At 59.4% G+C, this 19,456-nt stretch carries 16 protein-coding genes; 10 read left to right on the forward strand and 6 right to left on the reverse strand.

The window, feature by feature from the left end; translation table 11 throughout:
• Nucleotides 1-294: 294 nt before the first annotated feature.
• The gene (locus QM712_RS16620; RefSeq protein WP_415024200.1) at nt 295-1,179 is read right to left on the reverse strand and encodes a hypothetical protein; all 885 of its coding nucleotides are present in this window, start codon (nt 1,177-1,179) and stop codon (nt 295-297) included.
• 38 nt (nt 1,180-1,217) lie between these two features.
• On the opposite strand from QM712_RS16620, the gene QM712_RS16625 reads away from it, so the two are divergent.
• The 6 genes from QM712_RS16625 (at nt 1,218) to QM712_RS16650 (ending at nt 7,005) form a co-directional block, all read left to right on the forward strand.
• A complete protein-coding gene (locus QM712_RS16625) occupies nt 1,218-1,520 on the forward strand; it encodes a hypothetical protein (protein WP_415024201.1) in 303 nt (100 codons plus the stop codon).
• 318 nt (nt 1,521-1,838) lie between these two features.
• On the forward strand, nt 1,839-2,675 hold the full coding sequence (locus QM712_RS16630; RefSeq protein WP_415024234.1) for a DUF1837 domain-containing protein: 837 nt from the start codon (nt 1,839-1,841) through the stop codon (nt 2,673-2,675).
• The gene (locus tag QM712_RS16635) at nt 2,672-5,266 is read left to right on the forward strand and encodes a DEAD/DEAH box helicase (RefSeq protein ID WP_415024202.1); all 2,595 of its coding nucleotides are present in this window, start codon (nt 2,672-2,674) and stop codon (nt 5,264-5,266) included. Before QM712_RS16630 ends, QM712_RS16635 begins: the two co-directional genes overlap by 4 nt.
• Nucleotides 5,267-5,286: 20 nt before the next feature.
• A complete protein-coding gene (locus QM712_RS16640; RefSeq protein ID WP_415024203.1) occupies nt 5,287-5,577 on the forward strand; it encodes a DCL family protein in 291 nt (96 codons plus the stop codon).
• A 259-nt stretch (nt 5,578-5,836) separates the two neighbouring features.
• Entirely contained in the window at nt 5,837-6,823 is a 987-nt protein-coding gene (locus QM712_RS16645; RefSeq protein ID WP_415024204.1) for a hypothetical protein, read from the forward strand.
• A complete protein-coding gene (locus QM712_RS16650) occupies nt 6,820-7,005 on the forward strand; it encodes a hypothetical protein (RefSeq protein WP_415024205.1) in 186 nt (61 codons plus the stop codon). Before QM712_RS16645 ends, QM712_RS16650 begins: the two co-directional genes overlap by 4 nt.
• A 101-nt stretch (nt 7,006-7,106) precedes the next feature.
• Here the strand turns inward: QM712_RS16650 and QM712_RS16655 are convergent, their stop codons facing one another.
• On the reverse strand, nt 7,107-8,885 hold the full coding sequence (locus tag QM712_RS16655; protein WP_415024206.1) for a retron Ec67 family RNA-directed DNA polymerase/endonuclease: 1,779 nt from the start codon (nt 8,883-8,885) through the stop codon (nt 7,107-7,109).
• A 454-nt stretch (nt 8,886-9,339) separates the two neighbouring features.
• Here QM712_RS16655 and QM712_RS16660 point away from each other — a divergent pair, with 454 nt between their 5' ends.
• Nucleotides 9,340-10,608: a metallophosphoesterase family protein gene (locus QM712_RS16660; protein WP_415024207.1), complete on the forward strand. Its 1,269-nt coding sequence runs from the start codon at nt 9,340-9,342 to the stop codon at nt 10,606-10,608.
• Nucleotides 10,609-10,611: 3 nt separating this feature from the next.
• The gene (locus QM712_RS16665) at nt 10,612-14,115 is read left to right on the forward strand and encodes an AAA family ATPase (protein ID WP_415024208.1); all 3,504 of its coding nucleotides are present in this window, start codon (nt 10,612-10,614) and stop codon (nt 14,113-14,115) included.
• Nucleotides 14,116-14,227: 112 nt separating this feature from the next.
• On the opposite strand, the gene QM712_RS16670 is transcribed toward QM712_RS16665, so the two are convergent.
• From QM712_RS16670 to QM712_RS16680, 3 genes are all read right to left on the reverse strand, one after another.
• Nucleotides 14,228-14,695: a metallophosphoesterase family protein gene (locus QM712_RS16670; protein WP_415024209.1), complete on the reverse strand. Its 468-nt coding sequence runs from the start codon at nt 14,693-14,695 to the stop codon at nt 14,228-14,230.
• An 81-nt stretch (nt 14,696-14,776) separates the two neighbouring features.
• Entirely contained in the window at nt 14,777-15,694 is a 918-nt protein-coding gene (locus QM712_RS16675) for a nucleotidyl transferase AbiEii/AbiGii toxin family protein (protein ID WP_415024210.1), read from the reverse strand.
• Entirely contained in the window at nt 15,684-16,523 is an 840-nt protein-coding gene (locus QM712_RS16680; protein ID WP_415024211.1) for a type IV toxin-antitoxin system AbiEi family antitoxin domain-containing protein, read from the reverse strand. Before QM712_RS16680 ends, QM712_RS16675 begins: the two co-directional genes overlap by 11 nt.
• Nucleotides 16,524-16,703: 180 nt before the next feature.
• Between QM712_RS16680 and QM712_RS16685 the strand changes: the two genes are divergently transcribed.
• Nucleotides 16,704-17,489 carry a hypothetical protein gene (locus QM712_RS16685; RefSeq protein WP_415024212.1) on the forward strand — a complete coding sequence of 262 codons (786 nt, stop codon included), beginning with the start codon at nt 16,704-16,706 and terminating at the stop codon, nt 17,487-17,489.
• A 10-nt stretch (nt 17,490-17,499) separates the two neighbouring features.
• Nucleotides 17,500-18,501, forward strand: a complete 1,002-nt coding sequence (locus tag QM712_RS16690) for a DUF4238 domain-containing protein (protein WP_415024213.1) — start codon at nt 17,500-17,502, stop codon at nt 18,499-18,501.
• A 6-nt stretch (nt 18,502-18,507) separates the two neighbouring features.
• On the opposite strand, the gene QM712_RS16695 is transcribed toward QM712_RS16690, so the two are convergent.
• Entirely contained in the window at nt 18,508-19,398 is an 891-nt protein-coding gene (locus tag QM712_RS16695; protein WP_415024214.1) for a LysR family transcriptional regulator, read from the reverse strand.
• Between the last annotated feature and the right edge of the window lie 58 nt (nt 19,399-19,456).

A 19,456-nucleotide genomic window follows, 5' to 3' on the forward strand; every position in this document is an offset into this window, starting at 1 on the left:
GTTCGTCCCGGCGCGATGGGCTGGCACCGAATGATCCGCACAGGGAGGTTACGACGACGAGGGCGTCCCCGCGCGCCTCGGCGCACGGTCAGGTCCTACGGCGCCGGAGACGGCGCCGCGGAGCCCCGGACGGGTCTCCGCCCTGGCGGGTAACGGCTCTTGACGCAAACCGTGGTGATGCCGCGCTCCGAGATCCCAAGTACATCCAACCGCCGGACTAAACCGGCGTCGATTGCGCTACCGCCAGCACATGGCTGATATAGGCAAGGGCAAGCTGACGTGCCGCGGTATCGTTCAGCCCAGTGACATGCTTCCACAACGGCGTCGCACGATCGGCAGACAGTTCCTTAAGCTTCTCCAAATGCTGAGTGGTTGATCTGGCACGCCACCACAGTTCGCCCAGGTGAAGTTCAAGCTGTCGCGGATCACTCCGTCACGTTCGGCTGCTTGGTGTGCCGCCAATGCTGGGCCGAACACAGCGCCGAAGGCCGCTTGCCGCTTTTCCGCGTCGTCGCGCTCGTAGTTATAGATCGCCTGGACATCCGCGTCGTCGAAGTCGAGGCAAACCGCAACTTTGAGAGTCTCGCCGCTCCGGGGATCTAACGCATAGACGGATGTCCGGCGGTCCCCTGAATAGTTGCGGCCGAGGCAGACGACGGCGCGATGGATGCCGAAGTATTCTACGTAACCAAGAATCAAACCTGTCGCCAGGTTAGCATCAATCGCAACGCAGTGTAGAGGCGTGGCCGGTAGCCGGCAACTCACCAAGTCATCGGCGTAATAATATCCGAAGCAAGGCGCCGCATCGGCCTGGCGTAGATAAGACAAGGCGTCACGGCATTGATCGAGAGGAAGATTGGCGTTGTGGGCCAGCGCCAAGGCAGTTTTGACGATAGACCTGCCAGACAATGGGCCGCCAAAGTTCAAATCAATGCGCATCACACCGTTCGCATATGATCGACGGGTCTCTGCGCCGGCCAGGGCCGCTTCGACGTCCAACTTCGGATACTTGCGCTTCATACCTCTCAGAACATCGCGCGCTTGGGCGACCGAACCCGCCGTCACCTGGATACTCTCACCGCTCGGCGTTGGCGCCCGATTAATTTCCGGACGAGCCATTTCCAGCTGACCGCCCGCATTCAGCAGGAGGTTCTCGCCGGCAGTGGTGGTGACCGCCATGCGCAAGGTTTCACACTCTACAAGAAAGCTGGCGATCAATGATCGCCGCACGCAAGGGTACGGGGGCTCCGAAAATTACATCGCAATTTCAATCACATATGTGTTCGCACATTTATTCAGTTCGGCGCACTAAATTCCGTCGATGGCTTTCTATTGCCGCCGATAACCGCCGAAACCTTGCGCAAAAAAGCGTAGAAACGGCGGCGTTTGGCGGCAAAAAGTTCGAATTTCTTCCGGTCGATTGGTGGATTCTGACCCTGCGCAGACGTGGTTTATGGGGCTTAGAACGACCGCTATGCGCCCGCATGTCGGCCCTTAAGGTCGACTTCGCGATTTCCTGAAAGCTCCCGGTCCGTGAGGCGACGCCTATGTCTCAGATAGGGTGGGAAGCGGTCAGCCGGTTGCAAAGTGCTGACGACCGCTTCCGCCAGGAGCGGCCGCTCTGCAGCGTGGCAGAAAGTGGCCGCAGTTTCTACCGCTAGACAGCATAGAAGGCAGTCAGCTACCTAATAACCATTGCATTTATTTAGATCGACGCGGAGGGCGCCCTGTCGACAATTACCGCAGTTGATTTGTCGTCTGCACTGACGGGAGATCCGGGTGCGCTCGACGTACATTTGAGCCTTATTGAGAAGGATGTGCTGATCGATGGCCACGCGGTGCGCGTTCATTGCCACTGCCTCACTGTCGATGGCAACGGTCGGGTACAGCCTGCGAGATTAGCGGAGTTCATGCGAAACTCCGTCGCGAACTACGCCATCCCACGACATAAGCTGGCAGCGGCAAAGGCACGGGACGAAAAGTTCAACAGCACGGAGTCCGTCGCGGCGCTTGTCGAAGAGGCCAAGCGGAGCTTCACGGACGTTGCGACGACCGGCGAAGGCGGTGAGATGCTGATCTTTCTTCTCGCCCAGAGCTTTCTGAAACTACCCCAGATTCTTTGTAAAATGGATCTCAAGACCGACGGCAACGTGCACTACAACGGGGCCGATGGCGTATATGCCGGAATAACCGACGATGGGATTCTGAAACTCTACTGGGGGGAGTCCAAGATTTTTGGGAACGCCTCGACTGCGATAAGGGACTGCCTAGCCTCGCTGGCTCCCTTCCTGGTGGAGCCAGAACACGAGGAGGCGGAACGCGAACGCGACCTGGTACTCCTCAGCGACAAGGCAGATCTAAGCGATCCTAAGCTGACTGCAGCCATCAGGCGATACTTTAACCGCAATGATCCGATGTCCAACCGAGTGCGATACTGCGGCGTGGCGTTGGTCGGATTCGACGCTCCCTTCTACGGGTCTAACCAACTGGCACTCGTTGCCGAGGAAGTTGCGACCGCCGCACGTTCCGCCTTGACTGGTTGGCGGGAGAGAATTGGCGAACGGCTGTCGGTCGAAAAGCTCGACAGTTTCGAGATTCAGCTGTTCTGCCTCCCTCTACCATCCGCGGAGGGGTTCAGGGCAGCTTTCCTCAAGGCGATGGGCTTGGCGCCATGAGCCTGTCTGAGCTTCAGGACTGGTTGCTCACCGACGGAGTTCAGGCCGATCTGGCAACGCTGGCGCGACACATGGCGGCGTCGGAGATCGACAATCTGGCGCACGATCCCGAGGCGGTCGCGCTGACCACCATCGACTGGCAGCGACTGGTGTTTGCGGGAAGCATCCTCGCTCGCTCGGAGGTTAGATCCCATCTGGAAGCAGCGCTGCGGATTGCAACTGGCGCCGTTACGGTTTCCTCCAGCCAGCCAATCAAGGACGCTGGCGCTGTACTGCTCGGTAAACTTTCGAACCGCCAGGCGATTAATCTCGCAAGCAGCCGAGAGCTCCTCACTCCGGACCTGGATAGCCGCCTCGGTATTTCACTGCGGTTAGAGGCGCAGCACAGGCAGCTCGATCAAACCGTTCTTGTCGAATCCAGCGGCCGCTGGCTGAGCGTAAACACCTTTCAGCAGCGGTTCTGGGAGGAAGCGGCTAGAAACCAGTGGTTATCCGCATCGGCTCCCACGGCATCAGGCAAAACCTATTTGGTCCTACAGTGGCTGCTCGATCAGATGCTCACGCACGATCTCCACGTAGCGATCTACTTGGCACCAACGAGGGCGCTTGTTGCGGAGATCGAAGCGAACCTTAAGCAGATAGTTGCCCCCGGATCTAACATCGAGGTCTCCTCGCTGCCGCTGCGAGACAAGTTCGACACGACGAAATCAGAAAGCAAACGCCTTGTTCTGGTGTTCACCCAGGAGCGGCTTCACCTCATGGCTAACCTGATGGGCGACGCCGTCAAGCTAGACCTGCTCATCGTGGATGAGGCGCACAAAGTCGGCGACGATCAGCGGGGCGTTATCCTTCAGGACGCAATCGAACGGGTGTGCCGTCTCAGCCCCTCGGTCAAGGTAGTGTTCATAAGCCCGGCAACTCAAAATCCTGAGGAGTTGCTCACCGATGCACCGGAGGGCGCGGCTACGGTTTCTGTTACCAGCGACACGCCAACGGTGCTCCAGAACGTGGTGGTCGCCGAGCAGGTGCCCAGAAAGCCAAAGGAGTGGGCTCTTACCGCCGTTCAGACCAGCCGCAGCTTGAATCTGGGTGTACTGCACCTCGCAAGTTCCCCACTGGGCGTCCGGAAGCGGTTGGCCTTTATCGCCGCGGCCGTCGGTGAGCGAGGCGGTGGCACGCTGGTGTATGCCAACACCGCTGACGAATCCGAGAAGGTGGCCGACCTGATAGGCCAGTTGCTTCCCCAAAGCGACGTCACCGATCCAGAAGTGACTGCCTTGGCCGATCTGGCGAGGAAGGCGGTTCATCCCAACTACCAGTTGGCGCCTCTTGTCGAGAAAGGAGTGGCATTCCACTACGGCAACATGCCCTCGCTCATCCGACAAGAAATCGAGAGGCTTTTCAGATCTGGGAAAATCCGATTTCTGGTCTGCACATCGACCTTGATCGAGGGCGTGAACCTATCCTGCCGCACAATCGTCGTGAGAGGCCCGCGTAAAGGCAAGGGCCATCCAATGGAGCCACACGATTTCTGGAACCTAGCAGGACGCGCCGGACGTTGGGGCAACGAGTTCCAAGGCAACATCATCTGCATTGAGCCAAGCGATCGCAAGGCTTGGCCATCGGGTGTTCCGGCCCGCGCCCGATACCCCATACGACGCGAAAGCGATGCCGTTCTCGACCTCGGGGACGCCATGGCAGCATATCTCGATCGCCGGGCAGCCGACGGCGAAGACGCCCTTCAGGAGTCTGAAAAGTTTGAGCAGGTCGGCTCCTATCTTTTGGCCAACTATATGAGATTGGGAAGCGTCGCCCAGGCCAGTTTCGCCAAACGCCACTCTCCTGAGCGGATCGCCCGCCTAGAGGAGAGCCTCTCGCGAATCGCTGCCACGATCGAGGTTAGTTCAGATCTGTCGGCACGACACCCAGGCGTGAGTGCGCTGGGTCTCCAGCGGTTGCTAGTGGCGTTTCGCTCCTACGAGGGCGATCCCGAAAACCTTCTGCCGGCCCCGATAGCCAGCCGCGACGCCTACGATCGGTTCATTACGATCATGCGCAGGATAAATCAGCACGTCTTTCCGGCGTTCATGCCGGATGGGCTCGTGCCCCTGCATGCGCTGATCGTCTCACAATGGTTGCAAGGCTATTCACTGGCCACGATGATCCAGCGCAACATCAGGTGGCATAGAGAGAACGGGCGCCCGTTCCGCCTCCCGGTACTGATCCGAAACACGATGGAGCTTGTCGAGCACACCGCACGCTTCCTCGCTCCAAAGTACCTATCCGCCTATGTGGACGTTTTGAACCTTCACCTCGGACAGATTGGCCGAGCAGATCTGGTCGACGAAACACTAGATATTGGTACGCAGCTCGAGTTCGGCATCTCCTCACAAACGCTGCTCTCCCTGGTCGAGCTCGGGCTATCTCGACTGACAGCGGTGACGCTTTACGCGGAGATCGCCCGAGACGACCTGAGCAAAGAGGCCTGTATCGAGTGGGTGCGCGACCGCAATACCCACTTGGAGGGGATGAACATTCCGTCCATCATCATACGTGAGATACGAGAAAAAATACTAACTACAGACGCTTAAGCAACAAGCGAGGCGAAAGCATGCCTGCCAAGCCAATCACGATCGGTGACCGCTACTTCGCACGTAAGGGGGATGCGGCAGCGTACTTCCGGGAGATGCTATACAAGTATGATCTCGGCGACAAAATCGGCACCGCGGATGCTGCATTTCTATATGCAGCCATACTTCGCCACCCCGAAGCCGAGGCAAAGATCGGCGCCGGTATCGCCTCGTTCAGCGTCCGCAGTGCGGACTTCGGCACTAGGTGCTTCTGGGTTAATCGTGTGGACGACACTAGCGAGAAATTTTCTTTTGACGCCTGCATATATTAGCTGCGGTCTGGCTGCTGCAGAAACGCTAGATCCGCAGTGGATGATCGTCGCTACACGACCTACGTCTGACCGGCACCGTGCCGGAGCTGCCACTGCGCTTGGCCAGCGTTGCTCTTCTGAAAGCGAAAGGCCAAGCAAATTTGCCAGAATGCACTGACTTTGCCCGTGGGGTGCTCTTATGCCCGTCGCCGGACGCCTCAAGCCTGAGATCATCTGATATGAGATCCTCATTGGCCTGGGAGATGATCGGCGAGCATCCATGATTGAACGCGAGGCATCTGAACTCTGGAAGCAAGCTATTCTGGCAAAGCTCTATGAGCGGCAGCCGCGCCCTGTTGACGTCGCGGTCGATGACGCGAATGCCATCGCAAAAATGACCGTTCCGGACGAGAACGAACTGTTCGATGCCGTCGTCGATGATCTACGACGCGACGGTTTGATCACGCACAGCACGCAACGCGCGCCGGAAGGAATGGTCTTCGACGCGAAATTGACGGCTACGGGAATTAAGCACTACGAGAAGACCCATCTCTCCGCCGGGCCACGCGATGCGCCCACTCTCGCTGCACTGGATCGAGCCCGCGACATTTTGATCGGCGTCGCGACCGGCGGCCCTAGAATTCAGCAGGTCGATGCCGAGTACCGCATGCTCTTCGGGGAGCTTAGTGAGCAACTCGCCGCTCAGGGAATAGAGAACCCGGTTCCATTTTCCGATCTTTGGCAGTGGTATGGGCGTTGGAGCAGCGGCGACCTTCCAAGCTATCAGTCACGCCGCCAATTCATTGCCGAGTTGATCGATCCCCTTGTTGCTCGACTGCGCTCCGGACGGGCGCCTACCATCGTTTCTCCTACGGGCTGGAGCCTAGTCGATCAGCAGATCGGCATTGCGCGCAAGAAGCTGGAAATCGCGCAGACAGAGGTTGAGTATCAGAGCGTAGGATTGGTGTGCCGTGAGGCCCTTCTTTCCTTAGCCAAGGAAGTCTTCGTGGCCGCGCGACACCCGATTCTCGACGGCAAGGCCGTTGGCCCATCAGACTTCAAGCGGATGATAGAGGCCTATATCGCTGTCGAGCTTGCAGGCGGTGCGGTCGAGGAACTCAGAAAGCACGCGCGTTCGGCTCTCGATCTTGCTAACCACACTACACACAAGCGAACCGCTGGTTTCCGAGATGCAGCGATCAGCCTGGAAGCAACGGCCTCCGTCGTTAACATCATCGCGATCGTCTCCGGGCGACGCGATCCATGACGAACGTGCTTTATGGCTTCCTCCTGAGAAGAAATGACCCGGACAGCAAGCTGGCGGCACAAAGCCGAGCAACGTTTTACGTTGCGCTCACGCGCGCGCGTTACAGCGTAGCTATTGCGATGGATTGGAGATCGGCCTCGCTGCCCGCGGGCTTTTCGCTCTACCAAGTGCCAGCAATCTGATTCTGAGATCTCATCGGTCGCGAGGAACTAGCTGTGCAGCTAACGCGACTCCGAAATCGTCCCATCGCTTCTACATCCAGCGAAAGCCCACCATCGCAACGTCACGGCGTGGGAGCGGCTGCTGCGACCGCTGGCACTGGAGCCGCCGCCGCGGCCTTTCGTGCCGCATAGTCCCGGATCACGGCCTCGATCCGTTCGAGCAATGGGGTGAAACCGGCGAAATTGATCGACCCGGCCCTTGGCCTCACGACCCGCGTTGCGAACACAGCTTTTCCATACTCGGTCGCAGAATTGATCTTGTTTTCCTTGTTGAAGGATTTGCCGTCGAGCTTTTCCGCCAGAACGGCAGGTTCAAAGAAATCCTCGGGGCAAGACATGTGGTTCGCGCCGAGCGCCGGCGTCTTCACCAGATAGAGGGGGCCGTGGAGATGGAAAAACGGGTCATGCTTGTCCCACGCGATATCGAGGCCATAGTTCTTTTTGTTATTGAGGTAGCTGAAAATCTCCTTAGCCCCATCATCGTTGTCGATGAGAACGATGACCGGATGCTCGGCCGGGCGAAAATTGTAGCGGTTAAAGGCGTCCTTCCAAGAAATCAGAAACCGCAGCAAATCGCCGGAGCCCCCTCGCAGCTGAAGGAAGTCACGCGCCTGATCAGAATACTTGAAAAAATTCACCTTCAGCTCAGGCTTGCCTCCCACGACTGACGCAAGAAGTGGGTGCGCGGCAGCAAGCCGCCGGATGGCGGTCTTCAGGTACACAGGATCGGTCGGCCCTTCGCAGATGATCAACGGGCGCGGCGGGTTGATGAAGCTTTTGAAGAAAATGAGTTCGTAGTAGACGACGCGGATCGCCGAAGGCCACTCATTCTTCATCTTCGTGCGCTCGGCGTGCAGCTTATGCTGCTTCTCTTTGTTGCCTTCGTTCGCGATCGCAATGTCGATCTGCCGCTCGCGAACATGATAGATGTGATTGATCATACCTTCGAGGCGCGGCACGGAGTTGCAAGCCACCCCGTTGAGTTCATAGGCCCCCGTTGTCAGGAAGCGATGCGCTGTCGCGCGAACCCGTTTGTAGTATGCCTGCGCTACGTTGGCCTTCTCGTTGACGGTAAGCCCCGTCACCATCTGCCGACTTCCGCGAAGCTGCATGCGCGTCTTGGCGTCATTCACCTCAAAGCCGGCGTCATTGATGCGCGACACAAGCTCCTCGCCGAGCTTCCATTCGGTCCCATCCAATTCAGCTAGTGCCGATGGGAATTCGCGTTGGTTTGTGGAGATTGTGATGTCATCCGCGTAGCGCGTGTAAGTGCATTTGTGCCTCGCCGCCAGCTTCACCAGCCGGATATCGAGAAAGTGCGTCATCAACTCAGTGATGACCGGCGAGCACGGGCTACCCTGCGGCAGCTTTCCGTCCTTGCACGCAATCTGAGCTAAAAGCGTTGCTACCGGCTCGGCAAGAAGAAAGTGTTCGCTCTTCAGAAAGAAGCCGCGAACGCGGCCGAAGTTGAAAGCCGGGAAAAAGTCCTTCAGGTCAAGGTTCAGCACGTAGCGACGGCGGTGATGCGTCTTAGCGTTGCTGATGATCGAAGCGCCGGGGCGAAACGCATGGGAGAGTTTGTTCCGGCGAGGATCTTTCGCTTCGATCTCGCGCAGGCATTCATAAAGCAGTTTCGAAAGGCTGCGTTGCAGCCCCTTCAGACGGTCGTTCGGCGCATCGATGGTGCGGACACCGCCGCTTCGCTTCGGAATATCGAAGGTCGTGTAGCGGGCCGCCGGCGGCGTTGCGTGGACGATGAACGACACGGCGCTTGGGCGATAGCGCAGCAGCGCTGCCACTTCGTGTCTGGTTCGCGTGGCGCGAAGATCCGTGAGGCTCAACGTGAAGCACCGAAGAAAGAAGGCTTACAGGCACTCCTACGCGTCGCATAGGCCGTCACATCATGCTGCAATCGAGCAGCGTGTAGGGAGCAGCGTCCGAGACATCGGATCATATATCGCGAAACACGATAACAAATCTGCCTGTAAGCTTGATATTGCGGTACCATCTGTCGCGCGCCATGCCAAGCTCTCGGTTTGTTCTAGATGTCGATACGACGTCACACGAGTATCGGTACAGAAGGATTGCGGCAATTGCCTCGAAATCTAACGCGATCTCAAAGACTTCCCGCCTGGCTACGGGTTCAAAATGCGTAGATAAAGTTATCACTCTCGCCTGTTTCTGTGAATTGCGCGGTTAACCCGGCGTTTCTCGGCAATTTCAATATCACGCCGATTGACCGGCAGGTAAGGTCCAACCCATGCCAGCAGGCCGTGAATGCAGGGGTAGGCGAGGGTGACGTATCGATTTGTCCATGCTGCGGATATTCATCTCGATTCGCCGCTGCGCTCGCTTGCGCTGCGGCATTCCGAGCTGGCTGAGCTGATCGGCAACGCCACCCGGCGCGCCTTCGTCCGGGTGATCGATCTGTGCCTTGACGAGCAGGTCGACGCACTGCTGATCGCCGGCGATCTCTACGATGGCGATCAGACCTCGATGAAAACGGCCCGCTTCCTGGCCGAGCAGCTCCGGCGCCTGGACCAAGCTGGCATTCGTGTCTTCATCATCCGCGGCAACCACGATGCGCTGTCGAAGATCACCAAGGAATTGGTGCTGCCGGATTCCGTGAAGATCTTCGGCGGGCGAGGCGAGGCAATCGCGATCGATCGCGCACCTGGGCACGTGCCTGTCGTCGTCCATGGCCTGAGCTTTGCCCAACCCCACGCGCCGGATAGCCTTCTGGGACGCTTCCGGCCGGTCGTGGATGGGGCGGTCAATATTGGCCTCATGCACACGAGCCTCGGCGGCACTCCCGGCCATGACCTCTACGCGCCGTGCAGCCTGGCCGATCTGCAGGCAACCGGATTTCATTATTGGGCGCTCGGCCACGTGCATAAGCGCTCGGCGACCGAAGGCACCTGCGCGATCGTGATGCCCGGCATGCCACAGGGCCGTGACATCAATGAAGCCGGGCCGAAATCCGTAACGCTCGTGACCATCGCGGACGATCGCTCGATCTATCTTGAGGAGCGCGTCACAAGCGTCGCGCAGTTCGAACGTGTGTCAGTCGATGCCACAGGAATGGACGATTGGCGCGAGCTGGTGTCCGCGGTGACGCGCGCGCTCGAGAACCAACGGGATGCTGTCCGGTCCGAGCACCTTGTCGCCCGCGTGCGAGTGACCGGTGCGACGCCGCTGGCATGGCGCATTCGCCGCGACAGCGATTTGCTAGAAACCGAGGCGGATGACCGGGCTTCCGTGATCGGTAGCTGCTGGATCGAGCAGCTTGAAATCGCCTGCCGTCCTGCAGAGCAGCGGAGCGAGGCATCCGGAGATCCGCTTATAGAGCTGCATCGCCTGATCGAAGACGACGTTCTCGATTCCGCGGCCTTTCAGAATGAACTTGCGGGCATCGCCGAAGAAATCAGGGGCCAGTTGCCGCAGGAATGTCGCGACATCTTTGGCAAGGACGAGGCGTCATTCCGGGAGGCGGTGGCCCGGCTCGCGCGCGATGGCGCGGAGGGCGTCATGGCACGCCTCGAAGCTCCGGGCGAAGGAGCGTGATGCATGCGACTTCGCCGCCTTGAGCTGACCCGATATGGCAAATTCACCGACCGCAGCATCGACTTCGGCGAGCGGGTGGATGGACAGCCGGACCTGCATATCATCTACGGCCCAAACGAAGCGGGAAAGTCGACCGCGTTTGCGGCCTTTCTGGACCTGTTGTTCGGGATCGGCTCGCAGAGCCCATTCAATTTCCTTCACCCCTATCCGACCATGCGCATCGGCGCCGCACTGGATATCGCAGGCGAGACACGGGAGTTCGCACGTCTCAAACGCCCGCAGAACAGCCTGGTCGATGGCCAGGATCGCAGCGTTCCTGAAGCCGCGATCCGCGGCGAGCTCGGCGGCATCGAGCGCGACGCTTATCGGACCATGTTCTCGCTCGATGATGAAACGCTCGAAAAAGGCGGCGAGAGCATCCTTGCGAGTAAGGGTGATCTCGGCCAATTGCTGTTCTCGGCCAGTGCAGGCCTTTCGCACCTCAGCGACCGACTTGTCGACCTGACGGCAGACGCGGACAGCTTCTACAAATACCGTGCTAGATCCGGAGCACTCGCGGATCTGAAGGCGCGTCTCGCCGAACTCAAAGCTGAGCGCGAGCAGTTCGACACACTGGCGACGGATCATGCTCGGCTGGTGGACACCCGGGACCGGGCAACCGTCCAATACGATGACGCGGTCAAGGCACGAGCCGAAGTCCAGCGGCGCGTCGATGAGATCAGGGGCTATCTCGCTGCGTTACCGCGTCTCACGGCGCTGCGCGGCATCCGAGCACGGCTCGCACCCCTGGCGGATATCCCGGATGCACCGCCGGGTTGGGCAGTCGAGGTGCCGCAGCTTCAAAAGCAGGAGATCGAGCTTGCTGTCAAAATCAACGCGGTTGCCGATGAGATAGGCCAACTCGCCGACGAGGTCCGGGCGGTCATCGTCGACGAGACCGCCTTGCGGACGGCGGACCGGGTGGAGCGGCTTGTCGACCTGCGCGCACGGTACGTCACTGCTGAAAAGGATCTCCCCGAGCGACGGCTCCAATTGCGCGAGCTCGACTTGGCGATCTCCGGAATCCTTCAGCGCGTCGAGCGGCCCGAAGAGGCCGAACCGAAGCGACTTGTGTTGAGCGCCGCGACCATCGGCCGCCTGCGCGATCTGATTGAAACTCGTTCGGGAATCGAGGCCGCCAACCGGAACGCATTTGAAGAGCTTGCCGAGGCGCGTCGCCGCCTGGATGAAGTCGCCGCGAAACTGCCGGAGGGTGGTGCTGATCCTCAGCTCCAGGCCGAGCGAAAGCGCGCATTCGCAGAATTGGCCGTCGTGGTCGAAGCGCTTCGCTCAGCAGACCATCATGTTCGCCGCCGGCTCGCTGAGCGCGATCATGCGGCGGCCCTTGATGCGCTCAACGACCGCATCATCGCACTTCATCCCTGGCAGGGCACCGCCGATGAATTAGTCGCTATGCATTGCCCGAGCGCAGATGCGCTGCAGAATTGGAAGGTGACCCGCGGGGACGCCGTATCGGCAAAGTCGCGCTACGATGCAGAGGTTCAACGTCTGACCACGATCGTCAGGCGTCTCGAAGCCGAGAAGGCCAGTTTCGCATCGACGACCGGCGTTGTTTCAGATCACGAGGCCGCGGAAGTACGCTCGCAGCGTGAGCAGGCCTGGGCCGCGCACCGTCGGGCGCTCGACACAGCTTCTGCAGATACGTTCGAAGCCGTCTTGCGTCACGATGACATCGTGACTGCAGGGCGGTTCTCGCACATGGGCGAGCTCGCAAAGCTGCATCAGACCGAACAGGCGCTTGCCGTCGCGGAGACGGATCTGACGCGCGCCGTTGAGCTCGCCCAACAAGCCGATGCGGCCTTAGGGGCAATTGACGCCGAGGTCGTGGCCGGGGCCGGCGCGATAGCCGCCTGCTTTCCCAAGGCACCGTCGCTTGTGGAGCTTGAGGCGTGGATCAGCCGGCGGGAAAAGGCGCTTGAGGCGCGTGTCGCGTTGCAGAGCGCCGGACGGGACATTGCTGCTGCTGAGCGTGATGCTGCGGCCGCCTCCGACCGGCTTACGACCGCGATGGCGGGTGCGGGTCTCGCACCGGGTTCTGACGCGAGCTTTGATGCCGTGCTCGCGATGGCCCAAACCTCGCTCGATCGCGAAGCCGAACTGCGCCGTCTCGATGTCGAGCTCGACGAGCGTCGCCGAGATGTTGTTGCGCGGGAACGCGCCGCGGAGCGTGCCGCATCGGACGAGAAGGGCTGGGGGCAGGCGTGGGTGACGGCATGCCGTGGATGCTGGCTCGGCGAGGGGCCCGAGACCCCGGCGGTCGGCGCAGTTCGCGAGGTGCTCGCCGCGATCACTGAGCTTTCTCCCACCATTGAGAAGCGGGCCGCACTTCTCGACCGCATCCAGAAGATGGAAAGGGACCAGCTCGCGTTCAGCGAGGAGGTTGCGGCACTCACGGGGCTACTCGGGATTGAACCGGGTCCCCACCCCGCCCTGGAGCTGGCCCAGCGTGTCGTCGAAACGGTCCGGAGCGCCACGGCGGCCCGCGATCATCTCTCCAGCCTGACGCAGCGGGCAGGGGAGGCAGAAGCGCGCCAGCGTGAGCTTGCAGAAGCGCAAGCCGTTCATGACCAACAGAAGCAGCGGATGACGACGTTTTTCGCGGTTGGCTCCCTAGAGGAGGTGTCCCGGAAGCTATCCGATATCGAGCGACGAACCGACCTCATGAACCAGGCTCGCGAGGCGGAACAGGATATCATCGAGGCTCTTCGTGCATCGGATATTCAGAGTGCGGAGGCGGCGCTCGATCAAGCCGATAGGCCGGCACTTGAGGGCGAGCTCACGGAATTGACGACGCGGGCGGAAGACCAGGACAAGCGCTGTCATGAATTGTTCGCGGCGAAGTCCGCCGCTGAAGATCGAGTCGAAGCCATTGGTGGAGATGCGAGGGTTGCCATCATCGAGGAGCGCCGACGGACGACCTTGCTCGAAATCGAGGATGGCGCCACGCGATATCTTCAGCTCCGTGCCGGCATCTCGGCCACTCAACAGGCTCTCGCCAGCTATCGCGAGCGCCATCGCAGCTCGATGATGGCGCGCGCGTCGGAGGCGTTCCGAACCATCAGCCGCGGCGCTTATACCGGCCTTGTTGCCCAGCCCGGTAAGGACGGCGACACGCTGATCGCGATCTCCGCAGAGGAAGGTTCGAAGGCCGCCGATAAGCTCTCGAAAGGCACGCGCTTCCAGCTCTACCTTGCGCTGCGTGTCGCGGGCTATCACGAGTTTGCCCGCGCGCGGAGTTCTGTGCCGTTCGTCGCCGACGACATCATGGAGACGTTTGACGATTTCCGCGCTGAAGAGGCATTTCGTCTGTTCGCGGAAATGGCTGAGGTCGGCCAGGTGATTTACCTCACCCATCACCAGCATCTTTGCGAAATCGTTCAACGCGTGTGCCCCACGGCGCGGTTACATCGCCTTGACGAAGCCGAGTTGAGACGGGAAGTCGCCTGACAGCTTTGCGAGCAAAACACTGCCTCCAAGTCGACAGCAGTAGGGCGCGCAGGGTCGAGCCGCTCGGCCTGCTCTTCGAAATCGATAGAGGAATTAAGTCAGTAGTGCTGGGCTATGCGACCACGAGATTGTGGATAGCCGGTTTCAGCCCGTCGGACGTGACCTCGAGACTCGCAAGCGTGACCGGCAGCTTGAACCGCCGGCGCCCGGCGCTTCCTGGATTTAGGTAAAGCACTCCGTTCATGTTGTTGATCTTCGGCATATGGGAATGCCCGGAAATGATAACGTCGATACCCTCCGCCGCAGGATCGATCTGCAAAGCATTGAGGTCATGCAAGATGTAGAAAAGCCGGCCGGCGAGTCTTACGGATGTGGTCTCAGGAAAGTCGGCAGCCCACTTACCTGTATCCACGTTGCCTCTGATCGCAGTGACGGGGGCTATTGTGCGCAACGCGCTGATAATCTCTGAATTGCCGATATCCCCACCGTGAATGATGTGGTCGGCATGAGCCAAGGCGGCCAGCGCCTCCGGTCTGAGAAGGCCGTGCGTGTCAGAGACGATACCGATGGTAAATGCCATGAAAGGTCCGGTTGAAGCACCGACCGCGCGCCGGCTTAGGCTGCCTGACACCCACACAGCAGCTGTCGGACGCCCGGAAGCTCACGATAACAATTTCTCGATAGCCTGACGTTGCTGCGCATGCTTTTGCGGATTCTGTTCCCTCAGTTTTGTTAGATTAAGGAGTTTCCATCTCACTGCCGGCAGGTTGGCGGCTTCTGACAAACCGATGCACTCGAAGTCGGGCTGCCCGTCGTGAAGCGAGAGAAGAAATTTCATCGCATTATTGTCGAGGCGCGCGAGCAAGTCTTTGTTTAGTCGGGACCGCGCCTCTTTCAGTTCGGCCAAGGCGACCGGAGCGTTGGTCATGCCTTCGAACTCTTTGACAAATGCTTCGTCGAGTTCGGAAAGTGAGGGCTTGATCAGTTCGTGCGGCGGTCGACCAGAACTCGCCACATAGACGAGGAACGTCCGATACAGCGCATCTGTGAGACCCTCATTCTCGTAAAGAAGTTTCACATCGAAAAGGTCACGCGGGTGTTGCCGATCGACGGCCGCGTGGAGCTTGCCGCCAAACAGGTCTTCGAACGAAACGACCTGCATCTCCGCGAAACCGAAAGCATCGGCAACCACATCCGTCACGGAGCGCAGTTCGGGTGCATGTACGGTCCCACGCGCCACCGGGGAAGTCTCGATCTTGATTTCGACACCCCCCTGACGCACGAGAACGCGCGTATCATTATTGCCGCCGCCGGCGATACGTTGAACGGTGACGCCAGGCAGACTGCGCTGAAGATCCTCGCGTATGCGGTCCAGCCCCGCATCGATGCCGTTCAACGTCGTCTCCCGGTCCTCGATCGGCAAGTAGACGAGGTCAATATCGACCGACAGGCGCGGCATGTTCCGATAGAATAGGTTGATGGCGGTGCCACCTTTCAGCGCAAACGCTTCCTGCCGCGCGATGTAAGGCAGCGTGCGAACCAGCAGTTCGACTTGTCGCATATATCGTTCACGCGCCAACTTCTGCCTCCTTTGGCAAGAGATCGGCTGGGACGGTGAGGTGATAGATTGGATGCAAGCGACCGCCCGGTGTGAGAGCGCGATCTCCACGGCCCATGTCGATTTTCGACACGTCTACGTGCTTTCGCCACGCATGAGCGTGTTTGTCGGCATAGATGAAGAACAGGCGCTTGACCTTAACGCTGCGACACTCACGCAACAGTGCGGTCAGCAGTTTCGGCCGTAGGTTAACGAGGCTTTCGAACACGACGTCGACGGCATGAAAGCTCTCATGCGTTGGAAGTTCGTCGAGAGCTTCGAGAATAGCGCGCTCGGGTGAGGACATGCGGACGGGCCAGCGCCACGGACTAAGTGCCAAATCGGCATCCCTCTCCACTGACAAGCTGAACTCGCTGTCTTCTACTCCGGTCATGTTGCCGAACAATGTGTCGTTCCGTCGAACGAAACGAACATCGGTTTGCAGTCGTGTGAGCCACAGGGGCGTATCGGCGCCATATAGGGAGATCGGACGCTCTTCTCCCAGCTGCAGGTAGTGCTGGTGACCGCGCAGTTGGAGCGCGCTCAGGCTCCCAACATGAAATCTGTAACCCATGAGCCATTGGGCGGATAACAGAGGAAGCCTCCACTCCGTGAAGGGCATCGAATCAGCTGGACTGAGCGGGCGGCGGTACACACCTTGCGCGACCCGCTCAAGCCAGCCCTGCTTGACGTAGGCCGACATGGATTGCCGCGATATGGCATGGCGCTTCATCCAGGCCGCATCGACCAGAAAGCCCGGGGGGACCGTCTGGAGCAGGAACTTTAGCTTCGCGCGATCTTGTCCACTCATAATTGACAATATAGCAAAAATTCAAAGCGCCGGCTAGTGGGGACTTTCATGTGTCCTCTCTGGGTCAATTGCAACTAGACAAAAATGCGACAATTCAAAGTAGCCGCGTTGGGCGCCGAGACATGGCATAGACTTGCCTGAGCTATTACATAGAGTAGGATGCGACTTGGAGGACTCCAGATGTCTGTGCAGCTACCCCCATTCGGGAAATTTCTCGACAAGCTCCACGAAGCGGGGGTTGAGACCGGGACTGCGCGGGGTTTCTGGGGCGGCGTCGACAGAGACGGCGGCCTCGTTGTTACATCCTGGATTGACGCCAATGACGGCAACGGCCGCTTCTACCTATGGCGACCAAAAACCAATCACGGCGGACTCAAAGCCGCATGGGAGCTGGGCAATGTTCGACCTGGCGTTCAGGTCAAGCTGATCCTCCTCCGCCAACGCGGCAACCTGCCGCTTGGCGTGGAAGGACGATCAGTCGCGGAAGCGGCGCTGTTCACGAACAAGTGGCGGATCGTTCAGATGGTCGAAGGCCAAGGCTGGAAAGCGCTTCTGGAGCCGCAGGAAGAACCGCGACTGGAAATTGCCGGCTACTCACCGGTGGACGATGGCGGAAAGATTTATGAGGTAACCCTTCGTGTTGTCGATGGATATCGCACCCAGACTTTCGATGTGACTTTTCCGACCCCTCTGGCACGGAGTGATGTCGGCGCCGCGGCGCTACAGGCATTCCGGACCATCGCCGAACACGTCGCCCACATGGTCCCGGTCCTCGATAGACACATTCTCCATGACTCGCCGGAAGAGCTCCTGATCGAGGGGACTAATCATGTCCTGAAGTTCGGCGTGGCGAAGCAAGATATTGTCCGCGACGAGTTCCTATTATTCGCCGCGTCTGCGCATCGGATTGCGACACATCAATCGCAACTCGATTTCCACTATCCGAAACGCGGCGCGGCAGCTTAGCAGGCGTCCGATGGCACTCGATCATTACGTTTCGCAAGTCCATCTCAAACGGTTCTATTCGCCGGAACTCGGCGAACTGATGCATGCGACAAGAAAAAGCGACCTGAAATCGTTTACGCCCAACTCCAAAGCCGTGTGCCGCACGGATGAAGGAAACACGAACGATTTCTTGACCGAGCCGCGCGCGATCGAAGAGTTCTTGAAAACGATTGAGGGTAAGTACAACGGCTCTGTGTCGCTTCTTGAGAGTGGAAAGCCCAACACTGAGGCCGTCTATGTGATAGCTGGGTTCCTGAGCTACCTTCTCACATGCTCGCCGGCAGCCATGCGGATGAACGCCGAGGTCGTGAAAGGCAATATGGAAGCCTTTGCCAAGGCTGCGGACGCGAAGGGAGCATTCCCGCCGCCTCCAACGGAGCTTGGCGGCAAAGACTTGACGGATTTGCTCGACAGCGGCGGCATCAAAATCGTCGTCGATCCAAAAATGCCGCAAGCGGTCGGCATCGCCAACATCCTCGATCGCGTAGCAGCGTTCGGAAATTGCCAATGGGATGTGCTGATCAACGAGCACAAGGAATGTCAGTTCTTCACGAGCGATTTCCCGGTCGCCAACGAACAGTCGGACGATCGCTGCGTCGTGAACCGGGTGTTGCCGCTGGCGCCCCACATCGCGGTTCGCTTCAAGCCAGATATCAACGAGCGTGGCGGCGATTTTGCCTTCAAGAACTTTTCATTCAAACGAAAGAAAATCACTCGGCAAGAGGCAATCGAGATCAATCGACTTCTCGCGCGTTCGGCCGAAGATACGGTTTTCTATGCGCATGACCAGAATTGGGTTGAGCCGTTCATCAGGAAAAATCGCAACTATCGAATGGACACCCAGAAGATTGATGCCGGGAATGGCTTGCCGACGCGATATCATCAACGCGTCGTCTCGTTTGATCGGAACGCCCCACAAGTGGCTGATGCCGCCGCGCCTAAGGCGCCATTGCAAAACGGCCTGTTGGGTTAAACTGGTTCACTTGAAGATATAGGCCGCTAACTCGTCTGGCGTCCCCATGGGAAAGGCCTGTTTGAGATGGTCGAGGAAGGCCGCGACGCGCGCGCTCAGTAGCCGCCGGGAGGGGTAGAGCGTCCACAACGTGATCTCCGGTCCGTCAACATCTGCCCAATGCGCCAGAGTGCCGGCCGCCAGGTCGTGGCTCACGAGCGAGATGGGCAGACGTCCTGCGCCGACGCCCGCACGGACCGCGTCCCTGACCATCAAGAGGGATGACAGCGCCAGGACCGGTTCGACCACGATCTTTTTAGGACCGTGCGAAGTTTTCACCTGCCACGGCACTCTGTCGCCGGCCGAGCGCACCACAGCACGCACAGCTTCGTTCGCAACCGGTCGCGTGAGATTCGGACTGGCCACGACCACCAGACGATCGCGTAGAAAGACGCGTCCAACCAGGCTTTCATCCGGATCCGGGTTGACGCGGATCACCAGGTCGTAGCCTTCCTCGATCATGTCGACGGCGCGGTCTTCGGTCGTTACTTCGAGGCGAACCTCCGGATATTTCAGGGCGAAGTCCGCTGCGATCCTTCCCATCGCGGTCTGCGAGAACAGCAGCGGAGCGCTGATCCGCAGCCGGCCGCGGGGACGTTCGCCGCCGGCGGCGATCGCCGAGGCTGTTTCCTCCAACTCGGTCAGCAACTGACCTGCGCGCTCGAACAGTGCCCGTCCTTCCTCGGTCAGCTTGAGCGCCCGCGCGCCACGCTCGAAAAGACGCAGATTGAGCGCTGCCTCCAATTCCGTGACCCGACGCGACAACGTCGCCTTCGGACGGCCGGCAGCCCGGGCAGCGCGGCCGAATCCGCCATGGCGGGCAACGAGATTGAAATCCGCAAGGGCAAGGAGGTCCATGTGTTCCACCAGTGAGACAATCCGTCCAGATATAGCGTCTATCGGTCTCCCTGTGGAT

The sequence above is a fragment of the Bradyrhizobium sp. genome (assembly GCF_047605465.1).
In the GTDB taxonomy this organism is placed as follows: domain Bacteria; phylum Pseudomonadota; class Alphaproteobacteria; order Rhizobiales; family Xanthobacteraceae; genus Bradyrhizobium.